The following is a 19,233-nucleotide window of genomic DNA, read 5'->3' on the forward strand; positions in this document are numbered from 1 at the left end:
CATCATTCCGCTATAGGCCGCCGCCATGCCCTTTTCCGTCTCCGTCCTGACCATGTTCCCCGAGGCCTTTCCAGGGCCGCTGGGCGTGTCGCTGATCGGCACGGCCTGGCGCGAGAAAGGCCTGTGGAGCCTGGATACGGTTGACATTCGGGCCTTTTCCACAGATACGCGCGGCTTCCTGGACGACACCCCTGCGGGCGGCGGTCCGGGAGCTGTGTTGAAGGCGGACGTTGTGGCTCGGGCGGTCGATAGCCTGTCGGGTCCGGAACGGCCGCTTTTGTACATGAGCGCCCGGGGTCGGCCCCTGAGCCAGGCGCGCGTCAAGGAATGGGCCAAGGCGGACGGCATCGTCGTGCTTTGCGGCCGTTTCGAGGGGGTGGACCAGCGGGTGCTCGACGCCCGGGGGTTCGAGGAGGTCTCCGTCGGGGACGCGGTGCTCGCCGGAGGCGAGGCGGCGGCCATGGTGGCGATCGAGGCGTGCGTACGACTGATCCCCGGAGTGCTCGGCTCAGGCGAAAGCCTGTCGTCCGAAAGCTTCGAGGACGGGCTTCTGGAGCATCCGCAGTACACGCGACCGCGGACGTTCGAGGGGCTCGACATTCCCGAGGTGCTGCTGTCGGGCGACCACAAGAAGGTCGCGCAATGGCGTGAGGCGCAGCGGGAAGAGACCACGCGAGAGCGGCGTCCGGACCTCTGGGCGGCCCGTCTCGCCAATTCACAGCTAAGGGGCGCAAAAGCCCGAGGAGATTGAAATGGCTAACATCCTTCAGACCCTGGAAGCCGAGGAAAAGGCCCGCTTGGTCGAAAAGCGCGCGATTCCGGACTTCCAGCCCGGCGACACCCTGCGCGTCATGGTCAAGATCAAGGAAGGCGAGCGCGAGCGCATTCAGGCGTTCGAAGGCGTCTGCATCGCCCGTGACGGCGGCAGCGTCAACGAGACCTTCACCGTCCGCAAGATCAGCTTCGGCGAAGGCGTCGAGCGCAAATTCCCCATCCTGTCGCCGAACATCGACGCCATCGAAGTCAAGCGTCGCGGCGTCGTCCGTCGCGCCAAGCTCTATTATCTGCGCGATCGTCGCGGCAAGTCGGCCCGTATCGCCGAGCGCCAGACGGTCCGTTCGACCAAGGGCGCCGTGGTTCCGGTCACCGGCGCCGCCGAAGAGGCCAAGACCGAAGAGTCCTGATCCCTTCGATCGCTCGAATGAACAGGCCCCCGGAACCCCGGGGGCCTTTTTCATGTCCGGAACGGTGCGAAGGCCGGACGGAAAAAGATCAGGCGGGAAACAGCGGCGAGGCCACGTCGCGACGGCTGTCCAGGCTGAGCCGGAGCGCGTGAAGATCTTCTCGATGTTCGCCCAGCATCGCCCGCGCCCGGCGCACCGCCGCGCGCGCCATGTCCGAGAGCTCCGGGTCCGCCAGCGCCTCGTCCAGACGCCCGACCAGCGCCTGTTCTCCGTCATCGGCGACGTCCGTCGCGTGAGTCTCGTCTCCGAGCAGCGCATGGCCGATGTCGGTCATCGCGCGCCGGGCCTTGGTCAGGATGGAGCCGCCGTCTCCCTCGACCGGTCCGCCCAGGGCCACCAGGGTGGCGCGCAGATCCCGCACCATTCGGCCTCGCTCCTCGGCCAGACTCTCGAACAGCCGGCGACGTCCGTCGCTCTCCGCGTCCTGAGCGGCCTGCTCGAAGCGGGTCTCGCTGTCCTGCGCTGCAGCCAGCAGCCGGCCCAGCACCTTCACGTCATGCGCGTGGGTTTCATGGCGGACCGGGTCCGCCGCCTGTGTCAGGCCATGTTCCTCGGCCATGGAAATCTCCGCTTCCGCTCGCCCAGCCCGCTGCAACAACGGTCACGCTGATCTTCGGTTGCGGCTGGACGGGGGCGACGAGGCGACCCGGCGATCAAAGCTTCGTGCGCAGGGACCACAGTTCGGGGAAGCATCGCTTCTGAAGCGTCGTCATCAGATAGGCGGCGCCTTCGGTCCCGCCGGTGCCGGCGCGGCGACCGATGATCCGCTCGATCGTCACCACATGCTTGTGGCGCCAGGTCAGAAGGGCGTCGTCCAGATCCATCAGCTTTTCGCCCAGCTGATAGAAGGCCCACCACCGCTCGGTGTCGCGGTACACCTCCAGCCAGGCCGCCTCCACCGCTTCGTCGGCCGCATAGGGCACGCTGACGTCGCGGGACAGGATGTCGGCCGGGATCGGCAGGCCGGCCTCCGCCATGCGCGCCAGCACCTCGTCATAGACGCTGGGCTCCTCGATCGCGGCCTTCAGCGCGGCATGCGCTTCCGGCCGGTCCTCCTGAAACCTCAGGAACCGCGCGTCTTTCAACCCCAGAAGGCATTCCAGCCGCCGGAACTGATCGCTCTGGAACCCCGAGCTGGTTCCCAGAACGGACCGGAACCGCAGATAGTCGGCCGGCGTCATGGTCGACAGCACGTCCCAGCTCTGGGTCATCACCGCCTGGATCCGACTGACCCGCGCAAGGGATTTGTAGGAGGCCGACAACTCCCCCGCCCGGATCAGGGACCGCGCCAGCACCACCTCGTGCAGGATCTGCTTCAGCCACAGCTCCTTGGTCTGGTGGATGACGACGAACAGCATTTCGTCGTGCTCATCGCTGATCGGATGCTGGGCCGACAGCAACCGGTCCAGGTCCAGATAGCGGGCGTAGGTCATGTCGGCGACGTCAGTCATGCCCCTCCTTCCCGCGATCCGCTCCTTGGCGCAACCGCCTGGGCCTGGGGCCTTCGGGCCACAACCTGTCCGCGATCGTCGCGTCCGCGACAAGGTGACCGGTTTCCGGCCGAAATGGGGCCTTTACGCGGCCGTTGGTCCGGCTACAGACAGGATGTCCGTTTCAGTAACGAGGATTGTCTGCATGTCCGCATCGTCACGCCCGCTCCGCCGTCGCCACTGGCTGAACGCCGCTTCGGCAGGAGGGCTGGCGGTCGCCGCCGCTCTCGCCGGCGCGCCGGCCCTCGCCGAGGTGCCGAACAACAACCTGAACCGCAATGCGCCGCCGACGCTGGCGGGGCCCAATGACGTCAACGGCGTGGGGATCATCTACAGCGACTACGGCCCCCTGGGCGGCGGGGTCTGCACCGGCACACTCATCAACCCGCGCACGGTCCTTTTCGCGGCTCACTGCGTCAACGATGCGGCGGCGTCCAGCTACGGCGCGGCGTCCGGCGGCACCCCCATCGCCGTGGGCTTCAAGGGCGACGCCCGCGCGGGCCTGATCGCCTGGCTGAACGGCTATCGCAGCAACTACGCCAACCAGACCTACAACATCAGCCAGGTCCTCTATCACCCGGATTCGCTGAACCAACCCCTGGGCAATTTCTACGAGGCGGACATCGCCCTGGGCGTGCTCGACGCCCCCACGCGCGGCGTCCCGACCTGGGCCATGCTGTTCAGCCCCCTGACCGGCGATGAAGACCGCCACGTGACCATCGGCGGCTATGGCCGCTCAGGCACCGGCACCACCGGACAGTCCGTCGGCATCGACTTCCGTCGTCGCGCCGGCGAGAACATGCTGGGCGCTCTGGCCTCCATCGACGACATCAATGTCTGGTTGTTCGGCAACGGCAGCCAGCGCGGCCTCGGTCAGAATCTCTATCTGGTCGATTTCGACGATCCGGCCCGCACCAACATCTACGACTTCAACCTTTTCGGCGACGACGACGCCCTGCCGGGCGAGGGCCTGACCGCCCAGGGCGATTCCGGCAGCGCCCTGATCCTGGACCGCGCCTTCGACATTCCTGTGATCGCCGGCGTCCTGTCGCTGGGCACGCGCTACTACGCCAATCAACCGGCGGCCAGCTACGGCACCACGGCCGGATACCAGCCGCTGTATCTGTTCTGGGACTACATCGTCGCCAACAACCCGTACAAATACGTCTCGGCCAACGCCGGCGACGCGGACTGGTTTGACGCCTCCCATTGGACCCAGACGATCGACCCCAACTACAAGATCATCGTCAACGGCCAGCTGACCACCGGCGTGCCCTCCACGCCTGGGGCCGGCGTCGGCGGCGGCGGCGGGGAATTCGGCTCGATCTGCTTCCGCGACGACTGCATCGACGCCGACACCCTGGCGCGCTTCAATGAACAGTTCGGTCTCGACGCGGACGGAACGCCGGTCCAGGGCTCGGAATCGACCGGCGGCGCTCTCCTGGTCAGCCGCGATGACCTGCTCCAGGGCCTGGACACCGCCGGCGACGACGTCGTCGCTTCGACGGGCGGAGTGTCCTATGCCGCAGTGGCGGCCGACGCGCCGGTCGGATCGCTTGAGCAGCCCCAGGCCGTCACGCCCAACAACGCCGCCGCCTCCTCGGCCAACGGCAACAAGGCCAGCTACTATGACGTCACCCTGGCGGCGGCCGGTCGGACCCGTCTGAACGCCGCGGCTGTCATTGATCGCCTGACCATCGGCGGCTCGGGCGCCATCCTCGACATCGGCGCGACCGGCGCCCTGACCTCGCTGATCGACACCACGGTCACCGCCGGCCAGCTGAACGTGGACGGCGCCTTCAGCACCTATGAAATGTTCGTCCTCGGCGGCCTGATCAGCGGTCGCGGCCAGATCAACGCCACCGCCCTGACATCGGTCATGGGTACGATCGCACCGGGCGGCCAGGGCTCGATCGGCAATCTGACGCTGAACGGCGACCTGATCCTGACCTCGGGGTCACGACTGTTCGTCGATGTGTCCGGCGTGTCGTCCGACCGCCTGATCGTCCGGGCCAATCCGGTCACGGGCGCCACGGGCGGCGCCTCGGTCGGCGGCCTCTTGAACCTCAACTTCCTGGCCGCTCCGACTTTCGGCCAGACCTTCACCGTCCTGACGGCGGAGGGCGGCGTCAGCGGCCGCTTCACGGCCGCCAACGATCTCCCGGGCGTCCTCTATCCCTTCATCAGCTACACCTCCTCGGCGGTGAACGTCTCGATCGCCGCGGAATCCTTCACCCGCTTCCTGGACACGACGTCGTCGGCCCAGGTCGGGGTCGGCGCCCTGCTGGACAATGCTCGCGGCTTCACCGGCTATGCGGCGCTGAAGAGCATCTACGACACGGTTGACGTCCTCGAAGGCGCGGCCCTCGGCGGCGCTCTCGAAAGCCTGGCGCCCTATTCCGCCTGGTCGGCCGGCAATCTCGGAACGGTTCAAACCGAGAGCTTCCAGTCCGTGCTTTCCAGCAGAATCTCGGCCCCGCGCGTCGGCGCCGAGGCGCCCCAGGGCCTCGCCTTGATCGGAAGCGGCGTTCAGGTCGCCGCTCTCGACGTCACGCCCTTCGCCGCCTCCGCCGTCACCGCGGCCCAGGCCGAACGCGCACGCTGGACCGGCGACTGGAAACAGGGCATGGCCGGGTTCCTCGCGGCCGGAGCCTCGACCGGCGAGGCGGGTCAGCTGTCCGGCGCGATCATCGCCGGCCAGAAGGACGACATCGACAACTGGTATGTCGCCGGCGGCCTGGAACGCACCGTCGATCGCCTGACCCTCGGCGGCGCCCTCGGCTACGCCCAGGGCGAGGCGGTGTACGCCGGCGGCCTCAGCGACACCGAGTCCCGGCAGCTTCAGGTGTCCGGGTACGGATCGGTCCGCCTCGGCGACACCGGCTATATCGGCGGCCATGTCGGCTGGAGCACGCTCGATTTCGAGAGCGAGCGCAACGTCATGCTGGGCGGCTCGACCCTGCGGGCGGAGGGCGCGTTCGACGGCGACGTGATGTTTGGCGGCGCCGAGGTCGGCGTCCGCACCGGAACCGGCGGCCTGCGCATCACCCCCAGCTTCGGCTTCAACGCCTACAAGCTCGAGATCGACGGCTATTCGGAGACCGGCTCCGCCGCAGCCATGACCGTCGAGGGCCGTGAACTGAAGTCGCTTCAGGGCTTCTTCGGCGTCCGATTCGACGGCGAGACCGCCCTGGGCGGCCTGACCGTGCGTCCCGCCATCGGCATGCGCGCCGTCACCGAAGTCGAGAAGGACGGTCCGGACGGCGTCTCCGCCGCCTTCGCCGCGACCGGCGGCGCCCCGGCGACCTTCGTGGGTCTGAGCCGCGACAAGTCCTGGGGCGAGATCTCGGGCGGGGTGACCTTCTCCAACGGCGGGCGCGCCAGCCTGGCCCTCGAAGCCGCCTCGATGGTCGACCGCGACGACGTCGACTACCAGACCTACCGCGCCACGGTTTCGATCAAGTTCTGATCCGACCCACGCGAAACAAGGGCCCCGGCGGAGCGATCCGCCGGGGCCTTTTGTTTGCGACGAACGTCATGACGGCGGGCGCTTGGCCTTCTATGCTGGCCACATGACCGAGCCCGCACCTCTTCGCCTTTGGCTGATCGACGCCTCGGCCTACATCTTCCGCGCCTACCACGCCCTGCCGCCCCTGACGCGCAAGTCGGACGGCCTGCCGGTCGGGGCGGTCCAGGGCTATTGCAACATGCTGTTCAAGCTGTTGCGCGACATGAAGGGCGCGGACGGCCCGACCCATCTGGCCGCCATCTTCGACCATTCGGAGAAGACGTTCCGCAACGACCTCTACGACGGCTACAAGGCCCACCGCCCGCCGCCGCCCGAGGATCTGGTGCCCCAGTTCGCCCTGGTGCGCCAGGCGACGGCCGCCTTCGGCGTCCATTGCGTCGAACTGCCCGGCTACGAAGCCGACGACCTGATCGCCACCTATGCCTGCCAGGCGCGCGAGGCGGGGGGGCAGGCGGTCATCGTCTCGTCCGACAAGGACCTGATGCAGCTGATTGGCGACGGCGTGGTCATGTACGACCCGATGAAAGACCGCGTCCTGGCCGAGGAGGCTGTGTTCGAGAAATTCGGCGTCACCCCCGACAAGGTCATCGAGGTTCAGGCCCTGATCGGCGACAGCGTCGACAACGTGCCCGGGGCCCCCGGCATCGGTCCCAAGACCGCCGCCCAGCTGATCCAGGAGTTCGGCGACCTCGATACCCTGCTGGCTCGCGCGGGAGAGATCAAACAGCCGAAGCGTCGTGAGACCCTGATCGAATACGCCGACCAGATCCGTCTCAGTCGCCAGCTGGTCACCCTGACCTGCGACGCCCCGGCGCCCGAGCCGATCGCCGACTTCGTCGTGCGAGATCCCGACGCGGACACCCTCTCGGCCTTCCTCGACGAGATGGAGTTTCGTTCGCTGGCCCGCAGGGTCGGCGGGGGCGGATCGATGGCGGCGTCCGATCCGGCCGGGCCCTCCCTGCTGTCGCGTCCCCGCCCGGCGCCCCTGACCGCGCCGGTGGCCGGCCACCGTCATGCGCCCCAGCCCGTCGCCGCCGATGTCGCCAAACAGCCCTTCGACCATTCGGCCTATCGCTGCGTCCAGACGCTCGAGGAGCTGGACGCCTTCCTCGGCCGGGCAAGGTCCCAGGGGGTCGTTGGCTTCGACACCGAGACCGACGCCCTGTCCTCCAGCCACGCCGGCCTGTGCGGCGTCTCCCTGGCGCTGGGGGCCAATGACGCGGTCTACATCCCCCTGACCCACGAGCACGCCCCGGTCGAAGGCGCAGGCGGGCTGGATTTCGGCGAGCCGGTCGAGGCGCGCGAGCCCCTCGTCCAGATCGACAAGCCGACCGCCCTGGCCCGGCTCAAGACCCTGCTGGAGGACCCGTCGGTCCTCAAGGTGGTCCAGAACGGCAAGTACGACATCGCCGTCATGGCCCGTCGGGGCATCGCGGTCGCGCCGATCGATGACGTCATGCTGATCTCCTACGTGCTGGAGGGCGGCCTGCACGGCCACGGCATGGACGAGTTGTCGCGCCTTCACCTCGGCCACGACCCGATCCCGTTCAAACAGGTGGCGGGCGTCGGCAAGAAGCAGCTCAGCTTCAAGCACGTCGAACTGGCCCCGGCCACGACCTACGCCGCCGAGGACGCCGACGTCACCCTGCGTCTGTGGCGCCTTCTCAAGCCTCGCCTGGCCGCCGAAAGGCTGCTGACCGTCTATGAGACGCTGGAGCGCGGCATGCCGGCCGTCCTGGCCCAGATGGAGCTGGCCGGCATCCGCGTCGATCCCGACCGCCTGACCCGGCTGTCGTCCGAGTTCGGCCTGCGCATGGCCGAGCTGGAGACCGAGGCGGAGAAACTGGCCGGTCGCCCGTTCGGCATCTCCAGCCCGAAACAGATCGGCGAACTGCTCTTCGGCGAAATGAATCTGCCGGGCGGCAAGAAGACCGCCACCGGCCAGTGGGAAACCGGCGCCGCCACCCTGGAGACCCTCGCCGCCAGCCACGACCTGCCGCGCGCCATCCTGGACTGGCGTCAGCTGTCGAAACTCAAGGGCACCTACACCGACGCCCTGGCCGCCGCCGCCGATCCCGCGACCCACCGGGTGCATACGTCCTATCAACTGGCGGCCGCCTCCACCGGCCGCCTCGCCTCCTCAGACCCCAACCTCCAGAACATCCCGGTCCGCAACGAGATCGGCCGCCAGATCCGCCAGGCCTTCATCGCCTCGCCCGGCCATGTCCTGATCTCGGCCGACTACAGCCAGATCGAGCTGCGCCTGCTGGCGCATATCGGCGACATCGCCGAGCTGAAGCGCGCCTTCAAGGCGGGGCTGGACATCCACGCCGCCACGGCCTCCGAGATGTTCGGCGTCCCGGTCGAGGGCATGCCCGCCGAGACCCGCCGCCGCGCCAAGGCCATCAACTTCGGCATCGTCTACGGCATTTCCGCCTTCGGCCTGGCCGCCCAGCTCGGCATCGACCAGGGCGAGGCCGGGGCCTACATCAAGACCTATTTCGAGCGCTTCCCCGGCATCCGCGACTATATGGATCGCATCAAGGCCGAGGTGAAACAGGCGGGTTATGTCTCGACCCTGTTCGGCCGCCGCATCCACATCCCCGCCATCCATTCCAAGTCCGGCGCCGAGCGGCAGTTCGGCGAACGCGCGGCCATCAACGCCCCCATCCAGGGCGCCGCCGCCGACATCATCCGCCGCGCCATGATGCGTATGCCAAGCGCGCTCGCCGACGGCGGCTTTGAGACCCGCATGCTGCTGCAGGTGCACGACGAACTGGTGTTCGAGGCCCCCGAGGCCGAGGCCGAACGGGTCATCCCCCTGATCCGTCAGGTCATGTCGGGCGCCGCCGAACCGGCCGTCGCCCTGACGGTGCCCCTCGACGTCGATGCTCGCGCCGCCCCTAACTGGGACGAGGCGCACTGACGACGGATCAGCCTTTCGCCGGGATGTTCAGTCCCCGCTGCACCGCCGGCCGGGCCAGACCGCGCTCCAGCCAGGCCGCGACGCGCGGGAAGTCGTCGAAACCGACGATCTCGGCCGCCTCATAGAAGCCGATCAGGTTGCGCACCCAGCCCAGGCTGGCGATGTCGGCGATCGAATACGACCCGCGCTCGCCCTCGCCGGCGATCCAGTCCCGACCCTGGCCGTCGTCTCCGCCCAGACGTGTCTCCAGCACGCCCAGCAGACGGCGGCTTTCGGCGGCGTAGCGATCGCGCGGCCGCTTGTCCTCATAGTCCCGCCCGGCGAATTTGTGGAAGAAGCCCAGCTGGCCGAACATCGGCCCCAGCCCGCCCATCTGCCACATCACCCACTGGATCGTCTGATAGCGTTCGGCTGGATCCAGCGGCAAAAGCTTGCCGGTCTTCTCGGCCAGATAGATCAGGATGGCGCCGGATTCGAACAGGGCCAGCGGCCTTCCGCCCGGACCGTCCGGATCGAGGATCGCCGGAATCTTCCCGTTCGGGTTCAGCGACAGATAGTCCGGCGTCCAGGTCTCGTTCTTCATGATGTCGACCAGATGCGGCTCATAGGCCAGGCCCACCTCCTCCAGCATGATCGAGGCCTTCACCCCGTTGGGCGTGTTCAGCGAATAGAGCTGCAGCCGGTCGGGATGCTGCGCCGGATACTGGCGGGTGATCGGAAAGGCGGAGAGATCGGTCATGGGGTCCTCGGCGGGTTGGCCCCGCATGTCGGAACCGGTCGCAAGGGCGTCAAGCGCCGCTCACGCCCCCGTGTGGTCCGCGGCCCCGGCTCCGGTCGTTTCCTGGTTGACGCCCGCCCTTCGTCTGGCCAGCTTGGCCGTGGTCCGCATCCCCGGCGGACGCATGCAGGAGGTCGCCCCGTGGCGCACAAGTTCGAAATCTACAAGGACAAGGCCGGCGAATTCCGGGTCCGCTTCAAGTACAATTCCGAGACCATGTTCTCGACCGAGGGCTACGCCTCCAAGGCTTCCGCCCAGAACGCCATCGACTCGATCAAGAAGAACGGGCCGGACGCGCCCGTCGAAGACAACAGCTGATCCGGCGCTTCGGGGGCCGGCCTCAGTCCGGCTCCCGCTCGCCGATCTCCGTCGGCCGCACCACACGCAGCCAGCCCTCGGCGATGTGCAGCTCGGGGGCCGCCTCTCGCGTGAAGGGCAGATACCAGGTCGGCCCGCCCGCCGCAGGCGCGATTTCCAGCATGTCGTCCGCGCCGAAGTTCTGAACCGACTTGACGGTCCCCAGCACCGTATCGGCCGGATCGCGCGCCTCCAGGCCAATGAGGTCCGTCAGATAGAATTCGTCCTCGTCCGGCTCGGGCAGCCGGTCTCGCGGCACGAACAGCTTCAACCCGCGCAGGGCGTCCGCCTGTTCCTTGGTCGCGACCTCCCTGGCCCGCCCGACGACGCCCTTCTTGTCCGGCCGCGCCGCGGTCAGGGTCAGACCGACCGAGCCGTCCGCCCGCAACAGGACGCCATAATCCATCAGGGCCATGGGCTCGGCGGTATAGGCTGTCACCTTGACCTCGCCCCGCACCCCGAAGGCGCCGCCGACCTGGCCGACGAGCACGAGTTTGTTGTCCTGGATCATGAGCGAGCGAACCTCGATAAACCCGTCACCCTCGGGCCTGTCCCGAGGGCCCATCCTTCCACCCGCCTCGCGTTCGAAGCGAGGACAGGCGCCAACTCACGTTCTCGCCGCGCGTGACTACCCAACCGTAGGCCCTCGGGACAAGCCCGGGGGTGACGGGATCGAAGGGAAGCGCGGCGCACAACAGAAAAGCAGCGTCCGCGAGGACGCTGCTTTCCGTGATCCGATCCGGCCCCAGCCGGTTTCGAAGGCCTCAGCCCTCGGTCTTTTCTTCCTCGGCGGCGCCTTCGGCCGGAGCCTCTTCGACGCTGACCTCGGCCGAACCCTCGGCTTCAGCGGCGGGAGCCTCCTCAGCGGCCGCGGCCTCTTCGGCCGGAGCGTTCTTGGCGGCTTCGGCGGCGGCGGCGGCCTCTTCCTTGGCGCGGGCGGCGGCTTCGGCGGCCTCGGCCTTGGCAGCGGCTTCAGCCTCGGCGCGATCGGCTTCGCGCTGGGCGCGCTCGGCGGCGCGTTCCTGGGCCTTCTTGCCCGGCTCGCCCTTCTTCGGGTTGTTGCCTTGGGTCCACTTCACCTTGGCGCCGAGCGTCTCGTCCTGCGACAGGAAGCGGGCCACGCGGTCGGTCGGCTGGGCGCCCTTACCCAGCCACTCGGCGATGCGCTCGACCTTCAGCTTGACGCGCGGCTCGGCGGCGTCCTTGGCCAGCATCGGGTTGTAGCTGCCGACCTTCTCGATGAACTTGCCGTCGCGCGGGGCGTGCGAGTCGGCGACGACGATGTGGTAGTAAGGGCGCTTCTTGGCGCCGCCGCGGGACAGGCGAATCTTCAGCATTTTCAGTCTCTTTCTAGGAAGTCAGATCAGTTTTTCTTGGGAAGTCCGGGCAGGCCCGGCAGACCTCCCGGCAGTTGTCCGCCGCCCAGTCCGGCGAGCCGGTCCTGGACAGCCTTCAATTCGTCGGCCGAGGGTTCGGGCATCCGCCCCCCGCCCATGGCCTTCAGGCGGGCCATGTCCGGCCCTCCCATTCCGCCCCCGCCGAGACCGCCCAGCATGGCGGCCATCTGCTGCATCTTCTTGGGGCCGCCGCGCGCCATGGTCTTCACCATGTCGGCCATCTGGCGGTGCTGTTTCAGCAGGCGGTTGATGTCCTGAACCTCGACCCCGGCGCCGGCGGCGATGCGCTTCTTGCGGCTGGCGTTCAGCAGGTCGGGCTTCTTGCGCTCGGCCTTGGTCATGGAGCTGATGATGGCTTCCTGGCGGGCGATCATGCGGTCGTCGACGCCGCTGTCCGCCATCTGGTTCTTCATCTTGGCCACGCCGGGCAGCAGGCCCATGATCCCCTGCAGACCGCCCATCCGACGCATCTGCTGGAACTGGGCGGCCAGGTCGTTCATGTCGAACTGGCCCTTGGCCAGTTTGCGCGCCATGGCCTCGGCCTTGGACTGGTCCAGCTCCTGGCTGGCCTTCTCGACCAGGGCGACGATGTCCCCCTGCCCCAGAATGCGGCCGGCGACGCGACGGGCGTCGAACACATCCAGCGCATCGACCTTTTCGCCCGCGCCCAGATATTTGATCGGCAGGCCCGTGACGGCCCGCATCGACAGCATGGCGCCGCCGCGACCGTCGCCGTCGGCGCGGGTCAGGACCAGGCCGGTCAGGGGCAGACGTTCATGGAAGGCCTTGGCGGTGCGGACCGCGTCCTGACCCGTCAGGCTGTCGGCGACCAGCAGGGTTTCCACCGGCCTGGCGATGGCGGCCACCTCGGCCACCTCGTTCATCAGCCCCTCGTCCAGGGTGATGCGGCCGGCGGTGTCGAGGATCAGGACGTCGAAGCCCTGGAGTTTCGCAGAGGTCAGGGCCCGCCTGGTGATCTGGACCGCGCTCTCGCCCGCCACGATCGGCAGGGTGGCGACCTCGATCTGCCTGCCCAGGGTGGCCAGCTGCTCCATGGCCGCCGGACGCCGGGTATCGAGGGACGCAAGCATGACCTTCTTGCGATCGAATTTGGTCAGACGCAGCGCCAGCTTGGCCGAGGTCGTCGTCTTGCCCGAGCCCTGCAGACCGGCCATCAGCACCACGGCCGGCGGCGTCGCATTGGTATTGAGCGGGACCGGCTCCTCGCCGCCCAGCATCTCGATCAGGCCGTCATAGACGATCTTGACCACCTGGTCGGCCGGCTTGACCGAGCGGATGACCTCTTCGCCGGTGGCCCGTTCGGTGGCGAAGGCGATGAAGTCCTTGACGACCGGCAGGGCGACGTCGGCCTCCAGCAGGGCCACGCGCACCTCGCGCATCGCCTCGGCGACGTCCTTTTCGGACAGGGCGCCGCGCCCGGTGATCCGGTCGAAGACGCCTGTCAGCCGCTCGTTCAGAGCCTCGAACATTCACTACCTCGTCAGCCCATTTTCGCTTCAGGTCGGGACGACCTGAATCCAGAACAACGGGCCACCAAATCCTTCGCTGGAACTGGTCTCCATAGCGAAACGACCTCTGGCGACGATCACGTCGGCAGAGGGTTCTCGCCATCCTCGTCCGGCACAGACCGGGGTCGTGATGGTGGAGACGCAGGATCAATTGCGTCGGAAGCGGCGGCTTATGACGGAAAACCCCCTCCAAGACAAGCGCAGGACAGGTCGATGGCCCGAGACTGATCGATACCGCGCCCGTTCATCGGACGCCGTCACATGGAACGAATTATCAGCCAGGCATCGGTCCGCCCTGCCGCGTGACACGTTTCGTGCGTTGACGTAACCGGGACACCCGTCTTCACCTGATGTCCCGCCTCCCCGCTGGAAGATTTTCGCATGTCGCCTGCTCCCGACTCCCCCGCCGCCGATGATCGCCTGAGAGACGAGGTGCGCCTGCTGGGCGCCCAGCTCGGCGAGGTCATTCGCGATGAGGGCGGACAGGCCCTCTACGACAAGATCGAGGCGGTGCGTCAGGCCTCGGTGGCCTATCACCGCGACCCGGCCTCCCACCCGGCCAAGCGGCTGGAGCGGCTGCTGACCGAACTGGATCTGGATGAGGCGGTCGGCCTGGCCCACGGCTTCGCCGTCTTCTCCCTGCTGGCCAACATCGCCGAGGACCGGGCCGGCAAACGCCGCGCCCAGACCCAGACCCTGGCGGCGCTGGATCCCGGCAGCGCCCGCGCCGACACCCTGGAGGGCGCGCTGGCCCGGCTTGCCGCGGCCGGCAAGACCCCGGCGGACGCCCGCGCGCTGCTGGCCGACGCCCTGATCTCTCCGGTCCTGACCGCCCACCCGTCCGAAGTCCGGCGCAAGAGCGTCATCGACCGGATCGCCGCCGTCTCCGACCTGCTGGACGCCTGCGACGCCGCCGGCGCCGACGCCATCCCGGCCTGTTCGCCCGAGGCGTTTCAACGCGGCCTGCGCCGCCAGACGGTGATCCTGTGGTCGACCCGGCTGGTGCGCGGCGCCGGCCTCGTCGTTCAGGACGAGATCGACACCGTCGTCTCCTTCCTGGAACGCATCTTCCTGAAGGTGGCGCCGGAGCAGCTGGCCGACTGGCGGCGTCGGCTGGACGCCCCAGATCTCCAACCCTTCATCCGCGTCGGCGCCTGGGTCGGCGGAGATCGTGACGGCAATCCCAATGTCGACGCCTCGACGCTCGCCGCCGCCATGTCCACGTCCGCCCGCGCGGTGCTGCGCTTCTATCTGGAGGAAGTGAACGCCCTCGGCGCCGAGCTCAGCCTGTCCGCCTCCCTCGCAGAGGTGACGCCGGAACTGGCCGCCCTCGCCGGCGCGTCCGAGGACGATTCCCCGCATCGCGCCGACGAGCCCTATCGACGCGCCCTGACCGAAATCTACGCCCGACTGGCCGCGACCCATCAGTCGCTGACCGGCCTGCCGGCCCCGCGTCCGGCGCGCTTCCCGGCCGAACCCTACGCCGGGCCCGATGTGTTCCGCGCCGAACTGGCCATTCTCCAGGACAGCCTCGTCAGCCGCCACGGCGAGGCCTTCGCCGACGATCGCCTGGCCCATCTGATCACGGCAGTGGACATCTTCGGCTTCCACATGGCCACGCTGGATCTGCGCCAGAACGCCGACGTGCACGAACGGGTGGTGGCGGATCTGCTCCGCGTCGCCGGGGTCGCTGGCGACTACGCCGCTCTCGACGAGGAGGCGCGCATCGCCCTCCTGTCCGCCGAACTCGCCTCGGCGCGTCCCCTGTTCAACCCCTACGCCGCCTACGCCGAAGAAACCCTGAAGGAGCGCGCCATCCTTCAGGCGGCCGCCCAGGCGCTCGCGACGTTCGGCCCCCAGGCCATCCGCACCCATATCGTCTCCAAGACCGATGCGGCCTCGGACCTGCTCGAGGTGTATCTTCTGCTCAAGGAGGTCGGCCTCTATCGCCCCGACGCGCCCGGCGAATGCCCGATCCAGGCCGCCCCCCTGTTCGAGACCATCGACGACCTGCGCGCCGCCAGGCCGACGCTGGAACGCCTGCTGAAGGAGCCCGCCGCCATGGCCGTGGCCCGAGCGCGGGGCGTGCAGGAGGTGATGATCGGCTATTCGGATTCGAACAAGGACGGCTCCTACCTGACCTCGACCTGGGAGCTGCATGAGGCGTCCCGCGCCCTGCTGGACGTCACCCGGGCGCACGGGCTGAAGCTTCAGCTCTTCCACGGTCGCGGCGGCGCCGTCGGACGCGGCGGCGGCTCCAGCTTCGCCGGCGTGGTCTCCCAGCCCAAGGGCACGGTGGCCGGGCGCATCCGCATCACCGAACAGGGCGAGGTCATCGCCAACAAATACGGCGAGCCCGGCGTGGCCCGGCGCAACCTCGACGCCCTGACCGCCGGAACCCTGATCGCCTCGCTCGCGCCGCCGCCGGACGACGAGCTGACCGCCCGTCACGGCAAGACGGCCTCCGCCCTGTCGCAGGCTTCGATGAGCGCCTACCGCAAGCTGGTCTATGAGACCGAGGGCTTCGTCGACTACTTCCGCGCCGCGACCCCGATCGCCGAACTGTCGGAACTGAAGATCGGCTCCCGACCGGCGTCGCGCACGGCCTCGACCCGCATCGAGGATCTGCGCGCCATTCCCTGGGTGTTCAGCTGGTCCCAGAGCCGGGTCATGCTGCCGGGCTGGTTCGGTTTCGGCTCGGCGGTCGCCGAGGTGCGGGAATCGGGCGTCGACCTCGAAGAACTGCAGACCATGGGACGACGCTGGCCCTTCTTCCGGACCCTGATCCAGAACATGGAGATGATCATGGCCAAGGCGGACATGACCATCGCCCGTCGCTACGCCACCCTCGTCCCCGACGCTTCCCTGGCCGCACGGATCCACGGCGCGCTCAAGGCCGAGTTCGACCGCACGGAGGCGGCCGTCCTCGCCATCACCGGCCAGGATCGACTGCTGGGCGGCCAGCCCGAACTGGACCGGTTGATCCGCCTGCGCATGCCCTATGTCGAGCCGCTGAATCACGTACAGGTCGAACTGATCCGCCGCCGTCGGGCCGGCGACGACGACCCCCGCGTACGCGAGGGCATCCTTCTGGCCATCAACGGCGTGGCGGCCGGACTGCGCAACAGCGGCTGAGCCGCACATGACCGAAAGGTCATGACGTCGATTTAAACGGGCGCCCCGATTTCGCCGCGGCCCGCACACAGGGCGGCAAAGAAGCGCGGCCATTTCTGGATGCGTCGCCGAACCGGGCGACGTCCTCAAGGAAACCCCGCCATGACCGTGCTCGCCCTCATCGCCGCCGCCCTGGCCGCGACCTCTCCCCTGCCGACCCCCTCAGCCGCTCCGGCCGAGCCCCCGATCGCCCGCATCGCCTTCGGCGATCTCGACCTGGGATCGACGGCCGGCGCCCGGGCGCTGGACGCCCGCATCGCCCGCGCGGCCTCCCAGGCCTGTCGCACCGTGACCGGGCCCAGCGTCGCCGGCCGCGCCGACTGCCGCGCGACGTTCCGGGAAGAGGCCCTGGCCCGCCTGCCCGTCGCCGCTCGCCAGGACTACGCCCAATCCAGCGCCCGTCGTCTCGACCTGTGATCGCCCGCAGCCGGAACGAAAACGGCCCGGAGAGCGATCTCCGGGCCGTCGTCGTTTTCAGATGTCTTGGTCAGGCGGTGGGAAAGCCGCGCACCTTCAGCAGGGCCGCCACGTCCGGATCGCGCCCGCGGAAACGACGATAGGCCTCTCCGCGATCGGTGGTGTTGCCCTCGGCCAGGATGATGGCCTTGTAACGGCGGGCGATATCCGGATTGAACACGTCGCCCGAGGCCTCGAAATAGGCCCAGGTGTCGGCGTCCATGACCTCGGACCACAGATAGCTGTAGTAGCCGGCCGAATAGGCGTCCGACGTGAACAGGTGATTGAACTGCGGCAGCCGGTGCCGCATCACGATCTCCTTCGGCATGCCGATCCGCGCCAGGCTCTGGCGCTCGAAGGCGTCGATGTCCGTCGGCGGCGTCGCCTGGGTGTGCAGGTCCATGTCCACGATGGCCGAGGACAGGTAGCTGACCGTCGCATAGCCCTGGTTGAAGGTGGACGCCCGTTCGATCTTGTCGACCAGGGCCTGAGGCATGGGCTGGCCGGTCTCCACATGCTTCATGAAGCCGTCCAGGATCGGCCGCGACAGCACCCAGTGCTCATGCACCTGGGACGGATATTCGACGTAGTCGCGCGGCGTGCCGGCCAGGGCCGGATAGGTGACCTGGGACGACAGCGAGTGCAGGGCGTGTCCGAACTCGTGGAACAGGGTCTCGGCGTCGTCCAGCGAGATCAGAAGCGGCTGACCCGCCTCCGCCTTGATGAAGTTGTTGTTGTTCGACGACAGCACGTTCTTCGGACCGTCATAGGTCGAATAGCCGCGATAGGAGGTCGCCCACGCGCCCGAACGCTTGCCGGTGCGGGCGAAGTCGTCGGAATAGAACAGCCCGACCTTGCGGCCGGTCGTCTTCTCATTGACCTCGAACACCTCGACGTCCGGGTGGAAGACCGGAACCGACCCGCGCGCCACCGGGGTGAAGGTGAAGCCGTACAGGCGCTCGGCCATGTAGAAGGCGCCGCGCTTGACGTTGTTCAGCTCGAAGTAGGGCTTCAGCTCGTTCTGATCGAGGTCGTACTTCTGCTTCTTCACCTTCTCGGCGTAGTAGAGGTAGTCCCACGGCTCGATGTCGTGCCCGGCCAGTGCCTTCATGTCGGCCACCTCCTCGGCGACCCGCGCCTTGGCCGGGGCCCAGACACGCTCCATCAGCTCCATCGCCGCCGCCGGCGTCTTGGCCATGGTGTCCTGCATCCGCAGTTCGGCATGGTTGCGATAACCCAGCAGCTTGGCCCGCTGGTCACGCAGCTTCACGATCTCGGCGATGACGGTGTTGGTGTCGTTCCCGTCCCCGTTGTCGCCCCGGTTGACGAAGGCGCGCCAGACGGTCTCGCGCGTGCCCCGATCATCGGCGAAGGTCAGGAACGGATCGACGCTGGAACGGGTATTGACGATGGCCCAGCCCGACAGGTTGCGAGCACGCGCCGCCGCAGCCGCCGCCGCCTTGTTGGACTCGGGCAAACCCGCCACGCCCGACTCGTTCGGGATGTGGGTCCAGGTCTTTTCGTCCTCGACCACCTTCTGGCCGAAGCTGGTGAAGGCGTTGGCCAGGGCTGTGTTGATCCGGCCCAGCTCCGCCTTCTTGCCGGCGTCCAGCGCCGCGCCGCTACGCACGAAACTGTCGCGGCTGCGTTCCGCGATCCGGGTCTGCTCGGCCGTCAGCCCGGCCGCCCGCGCCCCGTCGGCCACGGCCTTGACCCGGGCGAACAGTTTTTCGTTGAACGTCACTTCGTCGCCGGCCGCCGACAGCAGGGGCGACACCTCGCGCTGCACCGCCTGATAATCGGCCGAGCCGATATTGCCGGTCATGACGCCGAACAGGCTCATGGCGCGGCCCAGGGGTTCGCCGGCCATCTGCATGGCGACCTGGACGTTGGCGAAGGTCGGGGCGTCGGGGTTGTTGGCGATGGCCAGATATTCCGCCCGGCGCAGTTCGATCCCTTCCAGAATCGCGGCCTTCAGCTTGTCGGCCGTGACCTTGTCCCAGGGCGGAACACCCTCATAGGGCCCGGTCCATTCCTGCAGCAGTTCGGCGCGCGGCGTCTGGACCGGCAGGACGGCGCGGGCGATCGCGGCGTCGGCGGCCAGGCTTGACGCTCCCGAGGCGCCTGAGGCGCCCGAGGGGCCGGTCGTGGTCGTGGCGCAGGCCGAAAGGGCCATCAGGCTGCCTCCGGCGATGAGAAGCTGGCGTCGATGCATCTTGGGCTCCGGATGAATATCTGGGTTAAGCCTTCCTATGCCCGTGTCGCGCCGTCGTCACATGAACGCCGCGTAATATTCCGTTGGAAACGCCGACTTTGCGCGGATTTGCCGCGACGCGCCCGCCCCGGATCGGCT

General features: G+C 68.3%; 14 protein-coding genes. 7 read left to right on the plus strand and 7 right to left on the minus strand.

All coding sequences use genetic code 11. From position 1 onward, the window contains the following. The first annotated feature begins 25 nt into the window (after nucleotides 1-25). Both trmD and rplS read left to right on the plus strand, forming a co-directional pair. Entirely contained in the window at nucleotides 26-751 is a 726-nt protein-coding gene (gene trmD / locus ACO2Q1_RS05390; RefSeq protein WP_423328518.1) for a tRNA (guanosine(37)-N1)-methyltransferase TrmD, read from the plus strand. A gap of 1 nt (nucleotide 752) precedes the next feature. Next, nucleotides 753-1,184 carry a 50S ribosomal protein L19 gene (gene rplS, locus ACO2Q1_RS05395; RefSeq protein WP_423328519.1) on the plus strand — a complete coding sequence of 144 codons (432 nt, stop codon included), beginning with the start codon at nucleotides 753-755 and terminating at the stop codon, nucleotides 1,182-1,184. 88 nt (nucleotides 1,185-1,272) lie between these two features. On the opposite strand, the gene ACO2Q1_RS05400 is transcribed toward rplS, so the two are convergent. Both ACO2Q1_RS05400 and ACO2Q1_RS05405 read right to left on the minus strand, forming a co-directional pair. Then, entirely contained in the window at nucleotides 1,273-1,803 is a 531-nt protein-coding gene (locus ACO2Q1_RS05400; RefSeq protein ID WP_423328520.1) for a PA2169 family four-helix-bundle protein, read from the minus strand. A 94-nt stretch (nucleotides 1,804-1,897) separates the two neighbouring features. Further along, nucleotides 1,898-2,695: a tryptophan 2,3-dioxygenase gene (locus ACO2Q1_RS05405; protein WP_423328521.1), complete on the minus strand. Its 798-nt coding sequence runs from the start codon at nucleotides 2,693-2,695 to the stop codon at nucleotides 1,898-1,900. A 184-nt stretch (nucleotides 2,696-2,879) separates the two neighbouring features. Between ACO2Q1_RS05405 and ACO2Q1_RS05410 the strand changes: the two genes are divergently transcribed. Both ACO2Q1_RS05410 and polA read left to right on the plus strand, forming a co-directional pair. Then, entirely contained in the window at nucleotides 2,880-6,203 is a 3,324-nt protein-coding gene (locus tag ACO2Q1_RS05410; RefSeq protein ID WP_423328522.1) for an autotransporter domain-containing protein, read from the plus strand. A gap of 103 nt (nucleotides 6,204-6,306) precedes the next feature. Continuing rightward, nucleotides 6,307-9,189: a DNA polymerase I gene (polA, locus tag ACO2Q1_RS05415; RefSeq protein WP_423328523.1), complete on the plus strand. Its 2,883-nt coding sequence runs from the start codon at nucleotides 6,307-6,309 to the stop codon at nucleotides 9,187-9,189. Nucleotides 9,190-9,196: 7 nt separating this feature from the next. Here polA and ACO2Q1_RS05420 read toward each other — a convergent pair whose 3' ends face one another. Next, nucleotides 9,197-9,928, minus strand: coding sequence for a glutathione S-transferase N-terminal domain-containing protein (locus tag ACO2Q1_RS05420; protein WP_423328524.1), 732 nt, complete (start codon nucleotides 9,926-9,928; stop codon nucleotides 9,197-9,199). A 180-nt stretch (nucleotides 9,929-10,108) separates the two neighbouring features. Here ACO2Q1_RS05420 and ACO2Q1_RS05425 point away from each other — a divergent pair, with 180 nt between their 5' ends. After that, a complete protein-coding gene (locus ACO2Q1_RS05425) occupies nucleotides 10,109-10,285 on the plus strand; it encodes a YegP family protein (RefSeq protein ID WP_292086132.1) in 177 nt (58 codons plus the stop codon). Nucleotides 10,286-10,307: 22 nt separating this feature from the next. On the opposite strand, the gene rimM is transcribed toward ACO2Q1_RS05425, so the two are convergent. From rimM to ffh, 3 genes are all read right to left on the minus strand, one after another. Then, the gene (rimM, locus tag ACO2Q1_RS05430) at nucleotides 10,308-10,835 is read right to left on the minus strand and encodes a ribosome maturation factor RimM (protein ID WP_423328525.1); all 528 of its coding nucleotides are present in this window, start codon (nucleotides 10,833-10,835) and stop codon (nucleotides 10,308-10,310) included. A 253-nt stretch (nucleotides 10,836-11,088) separates the two neighbouring features. Further along, nucleotides 11,089-11,661, minus strand: a complete 573-nt coding sequence (gene rpsP / locus ACO2Q1_RS05435; protein WP_423328526.1) for a 30S ribosomal protein S16 — start codon at nucleotides 11,659-11,661, stop codon at nucleotides 11,089-11,091. A gap of 26 nt (nucleotides 11,662-11,687) precedes the next feature. Further along, entirely contained in the window at nucleotides 11,688-13,211 is a 1,524-nt protein-coding gene (gene ffh, locus ACO2Q1_RS05440) for a signal recognition particle protein (RefSeq protein ID WP_423328527.1), read from the minus strand. Between the two features lie 420 nt (nucleotides 13,212-13,631). Between ffh and ppc the strand changes: the two genes are divergently transcribed. Then, nucleotides 13,632-16,385, plus strand: a complete 2,754-nt coding sequence (ppc, locus tag ACO2Q1_RS05445; RefSeq protein WP_423328528.1) for a phosphoenolpyruvate carboxylase — start codon at nucleotides 13,632-13,634, stop codon at nucleotides 16,383-16,385. Between the two features lie 141 nt (nucleotides 16,386-16,526). Next, the gene (locus ACO2Q1_RS05450; protein WP_423328529.1) at nucleotides 16,527-16,841 is read left to right on the plus strand and encodes a UrcA family protein; all 315 of its coding nucleotides are present in this window, start codon (nucleotides 16,527-16,529) and stop codon (nucleotides 16,839-16,841) included. A gap of 70 nt (nucleotides 16,842-16,911) precedes the next feature. Here ACO2Q1_RS05450 and ACO2Q1_RS05455 read toward each other — a convergent pair whose 3' ends face one another. Next, on the minus strand, nucleotides 16,912-19,095 hold the full coding sequence (locus ACO2Q1_RS05455) for a M3 family metallopeptidase (RefSeq protein WP_423328530.1): 2,184 nt from the start codon (nucleotides 19,093-19,095) through the stop codon (nucleotides 16,912-16,914). Nucleotides 19,096-19,233 lie beyond the last annotated feature (138 nt).

The organism is Brevundimonas sp. VNH65 (assembly GCF_049445955.1).
Classification (GTDB): domain Bacteria; phylum Pseudomonadota; class Alphaproteobacteria; order Caulobacterales; family Caulobacteraceae; genus Brevundimonas.